The 16,828-nt window shown below is 64.4% G+C and carries 11 protein-coding genes; 6 read left to right on the forward strand and 5 right to left on the reverse strand.

The features are described from left to right. On the forward strand, window positions 1–1,153 hold a 1,153-nt coding region (locus A8G08_RS20405), incomplete at its 5' end, for an AMP-binding protein (protein ID WP_068278263.1). A 198-nt stretch (window positions 1,154–1,351) separates the two neighbouring features. On the opposite strand, the gene A8G08_RS27250 is transcribed toward A8G08_RS20405, so the two are convergent. Both A8G08_RS27250 and A8G08_RS20410 read right to left on the reverse strand, forming a co-directional pair. After that, window positions 1,352–1,498, reverse strand: coding sequence for a hypothetical protein (locus A8G08_RS27250; protein ID WP_187344501.1), 147 nt, complete (start codon window positions 1,496–1,498; stop codon window positions 1,352–1,354). 773 nt (window positions 1,499–2,271) lie between these two features. Then, a complete protein-coding gene (locus A8G08_RS20410; protein WP_068278264.1) occupies window positions 2,272–5,445 on the reverse strand; it encodes an ATP-binding protein in 3,174 nt (1,057 codons plus the stop codon). Window positions 5,446–5,992: 547 nt separating this feature from the next. Here A8G08_RS20410 and A8G08_RS20415 point away from each other — a divergent pair. From A8G08_RS20415 to A8G08_RS20430, 3 genes are all read left to right on the forward strand, one after another. Beyond that, window positions 5,993–7,024 carry a DUF3089 domain-containing protein gene (locus A8G08_RS20415; protein WP_245672922.1) on the forward strand — a complete coding sequence of 344 codons (1,032 nt, stop codon included), beginning with the start codon at window positions 5,993–5,995 and terminating at the stop codon, window positions 7,022–7,024. A 397-nt stretch (window positions 7,025–7,421) separates the two neighbouring features. Further along, complete coding sequence (locus A8G08_RS20420; protein ID WP_187344502.1) at window positions 7,422–10,181, forward strand: helix-turn-helix domain-containing protein; 2,760 nt, start codon at window positions 7,422–7,424, stop codon at window positions 10,179–10,181. A gap of 1,218 nt (window positions 10,182–11,399) precedes the next feature. Then, window positions 11,400–11,990 (forward strand): TetR/AcrR family transcriptional regulator, encoded by a 591-nt coding sequence (locus tag A8G08_RS20430; RefSeq protein WP_281182170.1) that lies wholly within the window; start codon window positions 11,400–11,402, stop codon window positions 11,988–11,990. 33 nt (window positions 11,991–12,023) lie between these two features. Here the strand turns inward: A8G08_RS20430 and A8G08_RS20435 are convergent, their stop codons facing one another. The 3 genes from A8G08_RS20435 to A8G08_RS27255 are packed head-to-tail and all read right to left on the reverse strand — an operon-like array spanning window position 12,024 to window position 14,738. Next, the gene (locus A8G08_RS20435; RefSeq protein ID WP_068278276.1) at window positions 12,024–12,851 is read right to left on the reverse strand and encodes an SDR family NAD(P)-dependent oxidoreductase; all 828 of its coding nucleotides are present in this window, start codon (window positions 12,849–12,851) and stop codon (window positions 12,024–12,026) included. After that, window positions 12,848–14,512, reverse strand: coding sequence for an acyl-CoA synthetase (locus A8G08_RS20440; RefSeq protein WP_068278278.1), 1,665 nt, complete (start codon window positions 14,510–14,512; stop codon window positions 12,848–12,850). The genes A8G08_RS20435 and A8G08_RS20440 overlap by 4 nt, the downstream gene beginning before the upstream one ends. A gap of 16 nt (window positions 14,513–14,528) precedes the next feature. Beyond that, entirely contained in the window at window positions 14,529–14,738 is a 210-nt protein-coding gene (locus A8G08_RS27255; RefSeq protein WP_157108691.1) for a hypothetical protein, read from the reverse strand. A gap of 192 nt (window positions 14,739–14,930) precedes the next feature. Between A8G08_RS27255 and A8G08_RS20445 the strand changes: the two genes are divergently transcribed. Then, a complete protein-coding gene (locus A8G08_RS20445) occupies window positions 14,931–16,385 on the forward strand; it encodes a flavin-containing monooxygenase (protein ID WP_068278283.1) in 1,455 nt (484 codons plus the stop codon). A 203-nt stretch (window positions 16,386–16,588) separates the two neighbouring features. Beyond that, window positions 16,589–16,828 (forward strand): TetR/AcrR family transcriptional regulator (locus tag A8G08_RS20450; protein ID WP_157108692.1); only part of this gene is annotated, 240 nt, incomplete at its 3' end.

Consider the following 16,828-nt stretch of genomic DNA (forward strand, 5'->3'; position numbering starts at 1 on the left):
GGTGCCGCCCGACCTGCCGGACGTGGGGCACTCCCCCGACGACCTCTACGTGATCTACACCGGCGGCACCACCGGCATGCCCAAGGGTGTGCTGTGGCGCCAGCACGACATCTTCATGTCGACCATGGGCGGCCGCACACCCGGTGTGTGGGACCCGGTGTCCTCCTACGACGAGGTCCGCGAGCGTGCGCGCAATGGCGGTATGGGCCCGATGGTGATGGTGCCGCCGTTCATGCACGGTGCCGCCCAATGGGCGACCTTCGTCGTGATGCACAACGGCTCGACAGTGATCGTCCCCGACCAGAACCGCCGCATGGACCCGGCGGACGTGCTGCGCACGGTCGAGCGCGAGAAGGCCATGGCCATCACGGTGACCGGCGACGCCGTCGTGCGGCCGCTCCTCGACGAGATGAGAACCGGCAAGTACGACCTCTCTTCACTGGCGATCATCGGCAACGGCAGCGCCGTGCTGACCCAGGAGATCAAAGACCAGGTCCTCGACCTGCTCCCCAACGCGTTGATAAACGACTCGGTCGGCGCCTCGGAGACCGGGGCCCAGGGAACCCACCTGTCCTTCAAGGGCAGCGCGGCGACCGGACGGTTCAACTCGGGACCGGGCGCGGTCGTCGTCAACGAGGACCTCTCCGAGCTGGTCGAACCCGGCCACGAAGGGAATGGCTGGTTGGCTCAGTCCGGGTGGGTGCCGCTGGGCTACCTGGGCGAGGAGGAGAAGACCCGCCAGACGTTCCCGATCATCGACGGCGCACGGTACGCAGTGCCCGGAGACCGCGCTCGTCTGATCGGCGATGGCGAAATCGAGTTGCTCGGACGGGATTCGGTCACCATCAACACCGGCGGTGAGAAGGTCTTCGCCGAGGAAGTGGAGAAGGCGATCTTCAGCCACCCGTCGGTGCGGGATGTCACGGTCTGCGGCCGCCCCCATCCGCGCTGGGGGAACGAGGTGGTCGCAGTCGTCCAGCTCGCCGACGGCGCGACCGCGACCGCAGCCGAGCTGGAGACGCATGCCGGCCGGCGGATCGCGCGATACAAACTACCCAAGGGCTGGGTCTTCGTCGATCTCATCCAGCGCTCTCCCTCCGGCAAGGCGGACTACCGCTGGGCGCGCGCCGTCGCCGAGGCAGCAGCCCAATGAGCGGCACATGCTCCGCACAGTCCAATCGATCTCGAGCCCTGCCGACGATATCGAGCACCCGCACCGCCGTTGTTGGGCCGGGGCTGCCCCGCCGGCGGCGGTGGACCGCAACCGGCGCGAACAAGAAGTGGACGCTCGGCTCGCGGTCAGCGGTCCTCCGCCGGAGTTGATGGCCGAACACTCGTGCAGCGGGCGTGGTCAGTTGTGGGTGCGTCCGCTCAGCCGGCGTACCGCGTCGGCGTCGCGGTGATCGAAGAACAGTGAGGCAGCGGTGTCGGGGGTGGCGATGGCGGACATGTCGTCTTCGATGAGGGTGAAGTCGAAGATGTCGAAGTTCTGCGACATCCGTTCCCGACGTATCGATTTCGGGATCGCGACCACACACCGCGTTCGGTGAGCCACCGCAACACGCGTGGGGCGTTACCTGGACAAACCGTGTCGGCTACCCCGCACGCCCCCACCACGCCGCCCTCTTTGGCCTGACCACGACAACCCTCGAGCAGTGGGCAGCGCGGCAGGACTGGCACACCCTGACAGCCTGAACTCCGGCAGTCCTCCAGCTTCACGCGCAGCGGTGTTCCCGGTGGCGCCCCACCCGCAGCACCACTCTGCCCGCGGGGTGGCGGCCAATGTCGGAATTTGGTTTGCGGGAGCAAGTATCACCATCGGTCGAGCCCGGTAGCCGCGATGGTCCTAGTTACCGCGGAGGGCGTGTTGCCTCGTACACTCGAACGCCCGCCCCGGAACTACCTGCTCACTTTTCGACCGGAATCGACAGTTATTGGGCGACTCTGTCGTCGATTCGGCGACGAAACTGTGAGGTAGGACCGCGGCCGCCCGTCGAACCCGAGCCCTGCGAAGACATCGAACAAACTTGGCCCGCAAGCGGCAACTATTGGCCGGCTTCTCGCTGAGCGCCGGACCGGGCATGAGCATCCGCAGTTCAACGCGGCGCATTCAATCAAATTCACAGCAGGACAGAGCATCTCCAGCGCCCAGTCTTGCGAATTCCACCGAGACGGCCGCAACACCGCCGGTACGACAGTGCCGGTATTTTCGATCGGTGATGACCGAGTTTCACCTAGCGCATTCGATCGGAGCAAACCGCGATGCGGATCTCACGTCATCTCTTCGGCCATCGCGCGATGTCCTTCGAAGCCCAGCGATTCCGCCATCGCACGATAGGCACTACCGAGATCGCGGTAGGTTTCGATATCGCCGCGTGCCCGCGAGAGCAGCGCGCGTAGTCGCAGCAGACTGATGTCGGCCATCGCTGAGCCTTCATAAACGCACAGGCTTGCTAACCGGTCGACGGCGTTTTGCGCCTCGATCAGGTCGCTCTCGCTGCCCCGGTCCAGCAGGGTCTCGACCAGAACGCCGGTCCCCCAGACGAGGAACCCGTAGTTTCCTCGCTGGTTCATCTCATCGATGGCGTCGCGGATCACCACGATGGCAGCGTCGCGGTCGCCGCGCTTGGCCTTTTCCCGGGCGACCAATACGTCGGTGATCGGCATCATGAAAAGGAATCTTTCCCGCAACCACAAGTCGCGGGCCTGCTCCATCAGTTCGAGCCCGCGCTTACGGTCGATGGCAGCGTCCCGGTTCAACAACGCGACACCAAGCACGTAGTTGGCGATACCGATAACTGTGTCGTCCCGGCTTGCCTCAGTGATCTGGACTGCTTCCTCGATCGCGTGCACTACGGAGTCATCGGCCCGAATCACCTTGTAGTACACCGCGAAACTGTAGGCCCAGGCGAGGACACCGGCGAGGGTTGTCGGATTGCTGCCTCGTGCCATCGAGATGGCATCGTGGAGGTCGCTTTGCCATCCCGGGCGACCCGACCACCACCGCGCGACGCCGCGGTAGGCGAGGGCGATTGCCAGCGGTGATCCGATTCCGAAACCCGCGCCCTTGGTCGAGTCGCCGGCTGAAAGGTCGATGATGATCTGCGACCACCGCAGGATTTCGTCGAATTCACCGGCACCGAACCAACTGGTCAAGGGTACGAACGCCAGACCCATGAAGGGGACGGGATCGCCGATCGACTCGAGCAACGCCATCTGTTCCGATCCCAGGCGCGCGGCCTCGCGCGGGTAGCCGGTGTAGAAGAGTTCGGTGGTCAGCCCCGTCATGCCGATGGCCAGGGAGACCTTGTCCCCCGCCTGGTCGCATAACTCGCGCAGTTCGGCAAAGCGGCCTTGTGTGTCCCTGCTGGCCCTTCCTTGCCAGTCGGTGGCAGAGAGCATGGTGCGAGGGGCGATCCGCATCGACAGCCGATCGGGGCCGTCGTCGGGTAGCGAGTCGGCGATCAGCCGGGCTCGTTCCCAACTGAGTCGGGCAGCACCGGGGCCGCGGTTTACCAGCCATGTCCCCGCACGCATGTGCCAGCCGTACGCAGCGCGTACCTCGCCTGCGGCCTGAAGGTGTTCGGCGATCTCGGCGGCGTTCTGGTCGGCCGATTCCGGCTTGCCGGACTCGATGGCCGCGGCCAGGCGGCGGTGCCACTGGGCGCGGTCTGATACGAGCTGTGATTCATAGGCCACGGCGTGGATCAGCGGGTGGCGAAAGGCGTACTCGGCGGTGGGGATGAACCGGACCTGGTCGATCAGCTCCGCCCCGAGCAGCTCGTCGACCATTGGGTCGATTTCGAGGGTGGCGAGCAGCTGCGCCCCGAAGCGGGCGCCGATCACCGAGGCCGCATACAGCGTCTGCTTGGCTTCGGCGCTGAGCCGGTCGATCCGGGCCTCGATGGCGGCTTGTACCGTGACCGGCACCGCAACATCGGCGGCATCGCTGAAACATGAGTAGCCGCCCTGCTCGCCGCTCAGCACACCGCGCTGGGCCAACTCGCGCACCATCTCCTCGACGAAGAATGGGTTCCCCGCGGCCCGCTCGGCGATGACCGCAGCCAATTCGTCGACCGACGGATGCGAACCCATTAGCTCACCCAGTAGCGCCCCAATGTCCGAATTGGCCAGCGGCGCAAGCGCTATGGTCTGAGCAGCGGGGTCCCGAGTAAGTGCGCCCCGATACTCGGGACGGGCCGTGAAGAGCACCATCGACCGGGTCTGCGGGATGACGGCAAGCACATCGGCCAGCATCGATTCACTGACCTCATCGATCCACTGCACGTCCTCGATGATGTACAACGCGACAGTGGTGCGGGCCACCGATACGCCGTTGATCAGCGCGGTCAATCGGCGCCGCCGGGCATCCGGACCGAGAGCGGGCAGCGGTACCTCGGGGTCGGCGATGCCGAGCAGGTCGTCAAGCAGCAGTAGATCCTGGGGGTCGGCAGTCGGTAGCTTTTCCCGAACCTGTGCGCGGGCGCTGTCCCCCTCCATGTTGGCCACATCAAGGATCGCGCGCAGCAATGCGATAACCGAGTGGAACGCGATGTCCGTGGCGTGGGATTCGCAGAAGACCCAGAAGACCTCGACTCCACGTCCGGCCGCGGCCGCAGCGACCTCCCGCGCGGTGCGGCTCTTGCCGATCCCGGGCGGTCCCACCACATCGACCACACCACCGTGGCCACCGATCGCGCGCTCCAGCACAGCGTCGAGGACCGCCATTTCCCAGCGCCGACCAACCAGAACGGCCTCACGGCGTCCGCCCATAGCCTCCCGGGCACCGATGCCCAGCAGCCGACGGACCACGACCGGTGCGATCGCGCCCTTGATATGCACGTGCTCGGGCTCACCCAACGTCACGAGGTGCTCGACGAGCCGCGCGGTCGACTCCGACAACAGCACCCCGCCGGGCGCCGCGACCGATTCCATCCGCTGAGCCATACCGATCTGCCGACCGACAGCACCGTAACCAAACGCTCCCGAACCGATCTCGCCGGCGATCACTTCACCCGAATTCAGACCCACTCGCAGCTGTAGCGAGATCCCGTCGCGACGCGCGACTTCGGCGGCCAAGCGCTCCGACTCGGTCTGCAGGTCCAGGGCTGCCAGGCACGCCCGAAACGCGTGGTCCTCCAACGCGACCGGGGCGCCGAAGATCGCCATCACCCCATCGCCGGTGTACTCAGCGTTTCCGCTGTATCGGCGAACCGCTTCGGCCGCGCGCGCCACCAACTCCGACATGATCTCGCGGTAGCGCTCCGCATCCACCGCGGCCGCGATGTCCATCGACGCCACAACGTCGGCGAAGAGGACTGTCACCTGCTTGTACTCCGCGGCGGCGGCACCCGACACCGCTGTCGGAGTACCGCACGCATCGCAGAATTTGGCGTTCTCGCGCAGCTCCGTACCGCACGATCCGCACACCATGCACGCCGTCATCCGAGCACCACCGATCCCAAGGGCCCGACCCATGCAACGGCACAAGAATAAGGCGTCACCAGCAAGTTGCCAGCAAAAGGCGCGTCACCGACACCTACCGACACGAACGATTCCCGACAAATACCGACACCAACCGAACCGTTAAGTACCCGACTACTTACTCCGGACGAGCCAATTGATGTGACTATCGCTAGAAATGCCGTTGAGCAGCGCAATTGGAGTGATCATGTCGGTCGATGCAGCAGCGCGCGAATCGGCGCAGCGCCCTGAAACGCACCATTCGCAGGCACGTGAGAAGAGCTGCCGCGGACACACCTTCATCCGCGAAGCGCGGTCCCGTTTCACCTGGTCACGGTGTCGGCCAAGGCGTCTCTTTTCAATGCGCGCGGCTTTTCCGGGGCCAGACCGGCCGGCAGGTCCGCACCGGACACATCGACTGCGCTCCACCGCGTGCATCGCCTTCGCCGCGGCAACGCTTGGGTTCGGTGCCCAAACCCCCGTCGTCGCTGCTCCGCCCCCGCCCACCCAGTGGTTGTGCCATCCCACGATGGACTCCGATCCGTGCGATCTGCCGCAGGACACCACCGACCTGCTGACCGGGAAGGTCACCGCGCCCGCCCCGGTGAAGGAATCCGACAAGCCGGTTGATTGCTACTTCGTGTACGGAACCGTGAGTAACCAGGTTTCGCTCAACGCCGATCCGGTTCCCTCGCCCGAGGTGCAGTCCATCGCGCGTGTCGAGGCGGCCCGGTTCAACAGGACGTGTCGAGTGTTCGCTCCGGCTTATCGGCAGGTGCCGGTGCCGGGCCTGCCGATCGTCCTCGCTGGCTTCACGGAGCCTCTCGCTGTCGGGTACGACGATGTGCTCAGCGCGTGGAACGACTATCTCGCCCACGAGAACAACGGCCGCGGCGTGATTTTCATCGGCCACTCGCAAGGCACATTCATGCTCCGCAAACTGATCCGCGAACAGATCGATCCCAACCCGCAGCTGCGCAATCGACTGGTCGGCGCCTTCCTCATGGGCGGTGACGTGGTGACAATGCGCGGAAGCACCGTGGGCGGCGACTTCGCCAACATTCCCGTGTGCTCCCGTCGCGCTGAATATAGCTGTGTCACTGCATATTCAACGAACATCCGGTATCCCACCCTGTCGTTGTTCGGCAACAGTTCGCTCGATCTTCTTGGATCCCAGCGCTTCGGGCTGGCAAGCGGGCCGCAGTTCCAGGTTGCCTGCACAGATCCCGCGGTTTTGAGCGGCAGCGACCAACCGGTGGGTGTAACTCTGCCCAGTGCGCCGTACTCGTTCGGCTTCATCTCGGTCCTCGTTGGCTACATGCTGCCCCCCGAGGCCTGGCCGACCTCACTGTCGACGTGGACGACAAGCCGCGCACGCGGGGTCGGTAGCTGCGAGGATGTGAATGGCTACAGCCAGTACCACATTCGCATGATCAACCCACAGCCGATCAACGAGATTCCGTTGTTCGACACCCACGTGATCGACGTGAATTTCGGTCTCGATCGGTTGGTCGATATCGCGGCTGAACAAGCCAGGAGTTGGCAGGCCGACACCCGCTGATGTCCCCGCTGTCGCCGTCCTCGACCAGCAGAAGCATTCCACTGCCTTAGCTGTCCCGAATCGGCATTGGACAACAACCCACGCCACCTCGGCCGGCGCGACCGCGTGACGACAGATCAGTCCAATCCCTGCGGCGAGCCCCGAACAGGTCGATAGTCCCGCGCCCCGAGGTCCGGCAGCCGATTGCCCGGGATAGGCCATCGCCAGCATCTTGATGGAACGAAGCGGGTCGCCGACGCATCCTGAGGCAATCGATCTGCGGCACCGCCGCCGACAAGCCGACGCCGAGCGGCCCACAACCTTTCGAAGTCACGCCATTCACACCTCCGATACCTTCGGTGCTTTTACGCTGTGGAGCGTGCGCTTGTCGTGGCCCTTGATCGGCCGCCCGGAGGAGATGCGAACCATCGAGGCCGCCATCTGGGCTCCGGACGTCTCCGGGGTTGTGGTGTACGGGACGGCGGGGGTGGGCAAGAGCCGGATCGCCCGCGAGGCGCTGTCGGGTGCCGCGCGCCGGGGATGCGAAACCAGGCTGGCGATCGGTACATCCTCGGCGCGGGCGATTCCGTTGGGAGTTTTCAACGAGTGGATACCGTCGGGTGTCACCGACACCGTTCACTTGGTGCGGGGGGTGATCGAGGCGCTGACTACCTCACCATCGAACGCCCCGGCAGTGGTGTGCGTCGACGATCTTCATCTGCTCGATGATCTGTCGATATTCGTCGTGCATCAGATCGTGCAACGGAGCGCGGCGAAACTGATACTGACGGTCCTCGACGGTGACCCGATACCACCGGCGGTGCAGGACATATGGAAGATCGGCCAGTTCGAGCGCCTCGACCTGCAGCCGCTGTCCCTCGATGGAGCCGCGGCCCTCCTGGCAGCCACGCTGGGTGGGCCGCTGGAAATCGACGCCGTCCAACGCTTCTGGCAACTAACGCAAGGCAACGTTCTCTATCTTCGCAATCTCGCCGAGCAGGAGGTCGCCGAGAGCCGAATCGTTCAAGACGGCGGGTACTGGAGGTGGATCGGTGATCCGAAGATGCCGCCGGGGTTGGTGGAGCTGATCGAATCGCGCATCGGCGCACTCCCTGCGCCGGTTAGCGACGTGGTCGACACACTCGCAGTCGGCGAGCCGCTCGACCTTGCGGCCCTGATGAGAATCACCGTTCCAGCAGCGGTCGAAGAGGCCGAAAGCCGTGGTCTCATCACGCTCGAGTCCCGGGCCGGCGGTACGGAAGTGCGCATCGCGCATCCTCTCTACGGCGAGGTACGCCGCCGGCGCGCGGCAGCGACACGGCTGCGGCGCTTGCGCGGATTGGTCGCTGCCGAACTCGCCGCAGCCGATGATCGCGACGATATTCAGGTCGTGGTGCGCCGCGCCGCGTTGAGTATCGACTCCGATCTCAGCCCCGACGCCGACTTACTCGTTGCGGCAGCACACGGCGCGGTCTGGCTGGCAGATTTGCCCCTCGCCGATCGACTTGCCACAGCCGCCGTGCGCGCAGGCGCAGGAGCCGAATCGCACTTCGTCCGTGCACACGCACTGTCGTGGTTGGGCCGTGGCGAGGAGGCCGACGTGGTACTGGCCGAGATTCGTACCGACCCGTTGAGCGACAGCGAGCGCGCCAGACTCGCCTTCCTGCGCGCCAGCAACATGCTGTGGGCACTCGGTGAGCCCGCACGGGCGAAAGAAATCATCGACCACGCCTCACACACCACGTCGCCGGAGGCCCGCCACTATATCGACGCCTTCCTCACGGTGTATTGGTTCGCCACGGACGACCCCAAATCGGCGATCGAAGCGTCGCAGGAACTCGCGTTGGACGATCTACCCGCCATCGTCGGCGCCGAGATTGCTTGGGTCCTAGCAGAAATAGCTGCAGACGCGGGGCGCACCGCCGACGCGGTGGCGATCGCGGAGGCCGGATATGCGGTCGCGGCGCGCGCTCTCGATGCTCCGCACATGATGTTCAACATCGCCGATGCGCATGTCGGCGCGCTGGTGCTCGCTGGCCGGATCTCGGACGCCCTCGAGGTGGCCGAACGGGTCCGCGGGCAGGCGGCCGACCTTCCCGGCGCGGCGCAACTGCTGGGTCCAGCCATAGCGGGTCGGGCCGCCCTTGGTGCCGGCAACCTCGAGTCCGCGAGCACATTGCTCGAACAGGCATCAACAGGTCTGACCGCCACGCATGCCTTGGGATGGGGGTACCGCTATCGGATCCCGCGAGTGATCGCGCTCGCGATGTGCAGATCCACCGCCGAAGCAGCCAACGCGCTCGCAGTTCTCAGCAAGCAGCGACGTCCTTTCCGGTCGCTCGATTACGAGCGCAGTATCGCCCAGGCATGGATGGCGGCAAGTCAGGGCGCGGTCAGTGAGGCGATCAGTGTCCTTCTGTCGACAGCCGAAAGAGCCTCCAGTAAAGGTCAATTCGCGGCCGAAGCGCTGTGCCGACAGACCGCGACCCAGTTCGGCAACCGCACCAGCGCACCACGCCTGCGTGAACTCGAGGCGATCGTCGAGGGACCACGAGTTGGCGCGGCCGCCAAATTCGCTGTAGCTGTGCACGACAGTGATGCCGCCGAATTGGCAACAATTTCAGAAGAATTCGAGAGAATGGGCGACCTCGTTGCCGCCTCCGATGCCGCCGCACACGCTGCCCTGGCCTACCGCAGCCAAGGTCTACGGGGATCGGCGTTGAGATGCACGACGCGCGCGGACTCGCTGGCCCAACAATGCGGCGGCGCAGTGACTCCCGCACTTCGTCAAGCGAGCGAAACCCTGCCATTCACCGACCGCGAGCGAGAGATCGTAATGTTGATCGGTGAGGGATTGTCCAACCGCGCAATCGCAGAACGACTGACTCTTTCGATCCGAACCGTCGAAAGCCACATCTACCGAGCCATGGCAAAGACCGGGACCACCACCCGCGACGAAGTCGCCGCGCTCGTGCGGCCGAGCGCAACGAGCAGAGTGAATCGCACACTGGTGACACATCGTACTTGGGGCGCATATTGGCGGACGCCGGCCGCGGACTGGGTCGAGGCCGGCTCGGCCGCCGCTCCCGAAGTGGAACTCCGCAGCGACAGCAACTGCGCCGCAACGTCGGAGCAGGACAGCGATGGCATCGCCATCGACAGATCAGAAACCGATTGACGATAGTGGAATCGGCCCTGACTCAGCCGTTCTCTTTCGCTACTAGCGCGGGTGTTCGATCGCGACCAGGACCAGGACGTACGGCCACCGCGGAACGTTAAGTGGGCTCGCGTCTCGTCGGGCGAGATTGCAGTAGCCAACTACCGAGTTCACTGAACCGTGCACGAGCCACGATTCGGATCGTAAGAACTCGACCCAATGCGCTCGTTGTCATGAGAAGGGAAGCACATGTACAAAAAACTGTTCATCGTCGCGGTCATCGCGACATCAGTCACTGTTCCACTTGCCGGATCGGCGTGGGCCGACCCACCATCCGGAAACAACCCGCCAGGACATGGAACCACGGGGCCCGGACTTCCGAACGAAACCGGAAATCTCTTCGGGTCTCCCGACCACATTCCCCCCGGCTCAGTGTATTCGGACCTCGCCCAGCAAGAGGGCACAAGCACTCCTGAAGCCACACGAGATTTCCTGAACAACGACTACTACGGCGGCACCACCAACTTCGGCGAAGTCCCGCCGGGTGAAGCGACCAAGACGTTCACACCCGGGTGCACGAGTGGTAACACGGCAAGCGACCCCGCAGTGGATGGCGGGAACGCGATCTGCCACTGAAAAGCGATGTGTGTAGCCGCCCCCACCTGTCTCTCCGGTGTGGGCGGTTCCACGAATTCAAAGCGCAGCTCGGCAACCCGAGTCACCGAAATATCCTGACCCGCACTGTGGCTGGCAGTTGCACCGAGACCGGTGCAATGTCTCTGTATCCGGAACGGTTTTGATCGATAGTCCGTTCGTTCTTGTACCGGCGAGGGCCCGTTGCGACTTACGACCAAGTTGGCATCCCGTCAGTCCAAAGGTGCTGGACGAGCAACAAGCGTGATCGAGTGAACAGGAGAAAGTATGGAAAACTTGGTGGGGTCGATTGAACTTTCACAAGACCTTTCGAGCAACCCACAGTTAGGGCTACTCGCCTTGCTGGCCAATGTCTTTTTACTAGCCGGATACGCCCTATCTTCGCTGTCCGCCGCCTGACAGCGACGAAACCCGGCCCGGGGGGTCAAGATGTCACCTATTCATGCCGCAGACCCACCCGACACCCCCGAGGACGTCTGGGTGCAGGCCGAGCGGTTGCAGGCACTGACATGATGTGGTTGTCCTGGCCGAAACGAGCGAACGAGAGTGGGTGCGGTGAGTCCGAAGTCCACGACTCCGCGTCGCGTGCCGTGGGGCAGACAGGGCGCGCCAGAAGATCCTCGGGTACGGATCGTTGAGGCCGCGTCGCGCTGCCTCGCAAAGTACGGTCTGGACCGTACTTCCTTGGCAGTCATCGCACGTGAGGCCGGTGTGTCGCGGCAGACCATCTACAAATACTTTCCGACCAAGGATGACATCGTCGCGCAAGCGCTGGAGAAGGAGGCTTCCGAGGCCAGCGAGCGGTTGATGGCGGTCGCAAGCGCAAACAGCAATGCCGAAGATTTTGTTGTCGATCTGTGCCTGTCTGCAATCGAGGAGTTCGGGCGAAATCCCGCGATTTCGCCGGTGATCTCCGTCCTCGAACATGCTGATGCGCGCGGTCGCCTGCTGACCCCCGAGGTTATTGCGATCGCTCGCCACTACCTGGAGCCCATCCTGGATTATCGCCCTGATCGGGCGCAATACCTCGATGAGATGACGGAAACGTATCTACGCATTCTCTTGTCGTTGCTTACGATTGAGGGGCCATCGTCCGCGTCGCCAGACAGCTTGCGCGCATATCTGAGGCGTGTCCTTGTCCCGGCACTCGGGTTGGGCGCCACATCGCCCAGTTGAGTTCACAGACTCGTTGCAGTTCCGACCGATCGTTCAACGCCGCTGTAATACTCTCTGGCGCTTGACGAATCGTGTCGACATGCGCTGCACGAGTGCGGGAGCCACTCGGTTTGTCAGCCACGCCAGGTACGCCCGACCGGGCACCACGAGCAGTGCCCGGTTGCCCGCGATCGCTCGCAGGGTGTCGGCGGCCAGTAGATCCGGGTCATAACCCTTCTTCAAGCCTTGTCCTTTGAGAAAGAATTCGCGGCCCTGCCAGCCCTCTCCTAGGGAGCCTTTGTCCAGCAATGGGGTCTCGACGACGCCGGGACACACGGTGAGCACCCCGACCCCGTGGGCCGCTGCTTCGGAGCGCAACGCCAATGACAGGCCCACCACAGCGTGCTTGGTCATGGTGTAGCTGGCCAGCTGCCCGGAGGTCACAAGCCCGCCGACCGAGGCCATGTTGACGATGTGTCCACGACCCTGGCCAATCATCACCGGATAGGCGGCCGCCACACCGTGCACGACACCACGAATGTTGATGTCGATGATCGTGTTCCACTGCTCGATGGTCAGCAGCTCGGTGTTGCCGCCGAAGCACACCCCGGCGTTGTTGACCATCAGGTCGAGCCGTCCAGTGGACGCGACGGTCTCATCGACCATAGCCTGGACCGCTGCCGCGTCGGTGACGTCGAGCATTGCGGCGCGGGCGATCCCCCGGCCCACCGCTTCCTGCGCAGTCCTCTGCGCGGCGGCCACGTCGATATCGGTGCACTGCACCTCGGCGCCACCGGCCACCAGTGCGCGACACATCGCGGCTCCGATCCCCGAGCCTGCACCGGTGACGATCGCAACCTGACCGGTGAACTGATCGCTCATACCTGGCTTCCTTCCATTGCTGCGGACGCGGCCGCTTTCGCCCAGCGATAGTCGGCCTTTCCGGCCGGTGAGCGGGTGATCTTCGCAACCCGCACGAAAGCTTTGGGCACCTTGTAGCCGGCGATCTGGGTCCGGCACGCCGCCGTCAGCTCGCTGTCCCCGGGTGCCGCTCCATCGGCGAGTTGAACTACCGCAACGACCTCGTTGCCCCACCGCTCCGATGGGCGGCCCACCACGACGACGTCGTAGACGTCCGGATGCGCGGCAACAGCTCGTTCGACCTCTTCGGCGAAGATCTTCTCCCCGCCGGAATTGATCGTGACCGAGTCGCGCCCGAGCAGTTCGATTGACCCGTCGTCCAGCATTGTGGCTCGGTCGCCGGGAATCGACCAGCGCACACCGTCGATAACGGGAAACGTCTTGGCGGTCTTGGCGGCATCGCCGAGGTAGCCCAGTGGGACGTGCTCGCGGCGGGCCAGCCACCCCTGCCCGCCGCCGGGTGCCAGCACACAGGTCAGATCCTCGGATACAACGGCAGTGTCGTGTTGCGGCGTGAATGTTGCAGCTTTGATGTCCGAATTCGCTGATGTAACAAAGGAACTCATTTGGATTCCGGTCTCCGATGCGCCCACGCCGTCGCTCAGCAGAATGTGCGGCAGCGCGGCGAGCAATCGGTTGCGTACGGCTGGTGTCAACGGGGCGGCACCGTTGGAGATTGTTGCCAGGCCGGACAGGTCGTAGTTGCCGGATTCCAGTGCGTCGAGCAGCGGTCGTGCCACGGCGTCGCCGACGATCGGGATGCTGAGCACCTTTTCGCGTGCCACTAGATCCAGGACGTCATGCGGGCGCAGGGTGGTGACATCGTCGGGGATGACGATCCGCCCGCCCATGGTGATCATGTGGAAGGCCGCCCATTGGGCCGCGGCGTGCATGAATGGAGGAAGGATCAGCAACGATGGGACGCCTGCGGTCTGGGCTGCGTGCGCGGCAAGAGCTTCGTACGACTCGAGTGCCTCGGCGCGGCCAAATGGCCGGCCGCCCATCGAGGAGATGAACATGTCGTGCTGGCGCCATAGCACCCCTTTGGGCATTCCGGTCGTGCCGCCGGTGTACAGGATGAACAAATCGTCACCCGTCGGATGCGGTCGCTCACCGGCTGGAGGTGGTGTGGCAGTGATGGATTCATAGTCGACCGCCCCCGGGAGGAGTTCGTTGCCGGAATCGTCGGCGATCTGGATCAGCACCTGCAGGCGTGGCAGCTGGTCGCGGATCGCCGCGACACTCGGGGCGAATTCGGCGCCGTACACCAGTGCTCGCGCACCGGCGTCGCTGAGCAGGTAGTTCAGTTCCTCTTCGACGTAGCGGAAGTTGACGTTGAACGGCGCCACCCGCGCCCGGTAGCTGCCGATCATCGTCTCGAGGTATTCGTTGCCGTTGCGCACGTAAATCCCGAGGTGATCCTGACCGGAGTCGTGACCAGCCAATGCAGACCGTTCGGTGTGGCAACCCAGGCCGACACTGGTCAGGTAGTGAGCAACGCCGTCGATTCGAGTGTTCATTTGTGCGTAGGTCAGCCGCCGGTCACGCCAAACGAGGCACTCGTGGTCGGGAATCGCCGCGGCGACCGTGGCGAAAACGGAGGACAGGTCGAATTCGGTCATCACTCTCCCAGATTGGTCAGCGCAGCGCGGGCGGCGTGGTGCCCAGACACACCGTGGGCCCCCGCACCCGGCGGGTGGAGGCCGAGCAGAGGTACATCCGGGCGACACCGGTGGTGTATGGATTCAAAGCTGTTGGCCGGGCGATGATCTGCCGAAGAGTGCCCGCACCTCCGACGATGTCACCGCCGACATAGGTGGGGCTGTGGGCCTCGAAGTCGGCCGGCACGTCACGTGCTTCACGACAATGCGGCTGATGAACGGATGCGCTCGGCGCGTGGCAACGCGCGCCAACGCCCGTAATCGACGTGGGGCATGTCGGCTTCGAGAAATCCCATGGCGGCGAATCCCTTTCCCGACGCGGCAGCCGTACGAGTGCACCAACGTTGACATGAACAACGAATAATGTCAATCATGTCCAATGCGGTTCGCGATCATAGGAACGGGATTCGGCGGACTCTGCGCCGCACTGAAGCTGCGTCAAGCAGGTCACACCGACATCGTCGTGTACGAAAGAGCCGCGGACATCGGGGGAACGTGGCAGGTCAACACGTATCCAGGGGCCGCCTGCGACGTACCGTCGCAGCTGTACAGTTTCTCATTCGCCCAGAACGCCGAGTGGTCACGCCGGTTCGCCCCTGGGCCGGAAATCCTTGAATACTTGAAGCGCGTCGCCGCCGAACAGGGCCTGATGGAGTGCATCCGGCTGCGTACAGAAGTGCGATCGGCGCGGTGGACCGGCACCCGGTGGAGCCTCGAACTTGCCGACGGCAGCATAGACGCTGCGGACGTCCTGATTCCGGCGGTCGGCCAACTGTCCGAACCCGTGGTCCCGCCATGGGCAAGGACCTCGGACTTCGCGGGTGCACAGTTCCACACCGCGCGCTGGCGCCACGACGTCGACCTGACCGGCAAGCGGGTGGCCGTGGTGGGCACAGGAGCAAGCGCTATCCAAGTTATCCCGGCCATCGCCGCCGAGGTCTCGCACATGTACGTGGTACAGCGGACTCCGGCGTATGTGGTGTTCAAGCCGGACTCCGAATACCGGGAACGGGTCGGTGCCCGCCGATGGCATTCGGCTGCGTTCAAACGCGTTGCACGCAGCGCTATCTGGGCCGGGATGGAACTTCTCACCCATTCGTTCACGCGATACCCCGCGACGTTGCGGATCATCGAATGGATACATCGCCGCCAACTGCTCCGCGACATTTCCGATCCTGCATTGCGGGCCGCCCTGACACCGGACTACCGGTTGGGATGCAAACGCATCCTGATGTCGAACGACTACTACCAGACGCTGAATCGACCGAACGTGGACCTCGTCACCGACCCAGTGCGCGGCGTATCCGCCGAGGGCCTGTTGACCGAATCCGACTGCCTCCCAGTTGACGTAGTCGTCTATGCGACCGGGTTCGAAACCGACCGATTCGTCTCGAGTGTCACGGTGTACGGCCAGGAAGGTGTGACACTCGACGAAGCCTGGGCCGAGCAGGCGGGCGCACACCTCGGACTCACCGTGCCTGGCTTTCCGAACATGTTTCTCATGTACGGGCCCAACACCAATCTCGGTGCGGGCTCGATCGTCTACATGCTCGAATGCCAGGCGGACTACATCGTGTCCGCAGCCGAACTCGCCGCACGGCGCGGTCCGCTGGAAGTCGACCTAGCGGCATATCGCCGATCCCTGTCCGAGATTGCGCTGCGCCAGCCCCGCACCGTATGGGCCGGCTGCCAGAACTGGTATCAGGATGCGCGGGGGCGCGATACCCACAATTGGCCTTACTCGATGTCGGTGTACCGCCGCCGCACCCGCCGGGCTGCTGCAGCTGATTTCCGTGCCGCGCCGGCGGCGGCCAGGGCCATGGGATCGAAGTGAGGAGTCCGATGATCGAACGTCGCGAGATCGAGATCAGCGCGGCGGCGGGACTGGCCGGCACGCCCTTCGCGAAGTGGTGGTGATGTCCGTCCCCCGGCTGCGGCTTGCCCCGGACCGGCCTTAGCCCGACCCGGGTCTTTGCCTTTCTCGTCGTGCACTCGGCGGTTTGGCACTCGCGCGGCGGAGCGACTAAATTCCTGCCCATGCGCACGCACGGGTGGGGCGGAGCCACTCCTGCGAGTGATGAAGAGGCCATCGAGCGAATACTCGACGCTGCCGGCGCGGGTATCGAGGAACGCGGCGCGGCGATGCGGGTCGCCGACGTGGCCCGGGCGCTCGATGTATCTCGGCAGACCGTCTACAACTATTTCCCAGGCAACACACTGCTGGAAGCGGTGGCCAATCGGTCGGGGCTGCGCTTCATCGAGCGACTTGCGGCCCAC

The organism is Aldersonia kunmingensis (assembly GCF_001646865.1).
Lineage (GTDB): Bacteria > Actinomycetota > Actinomycetes > Mycobacteriales > Mycobacteriaceae > Aldersonia > Aldersonia kunmingensis.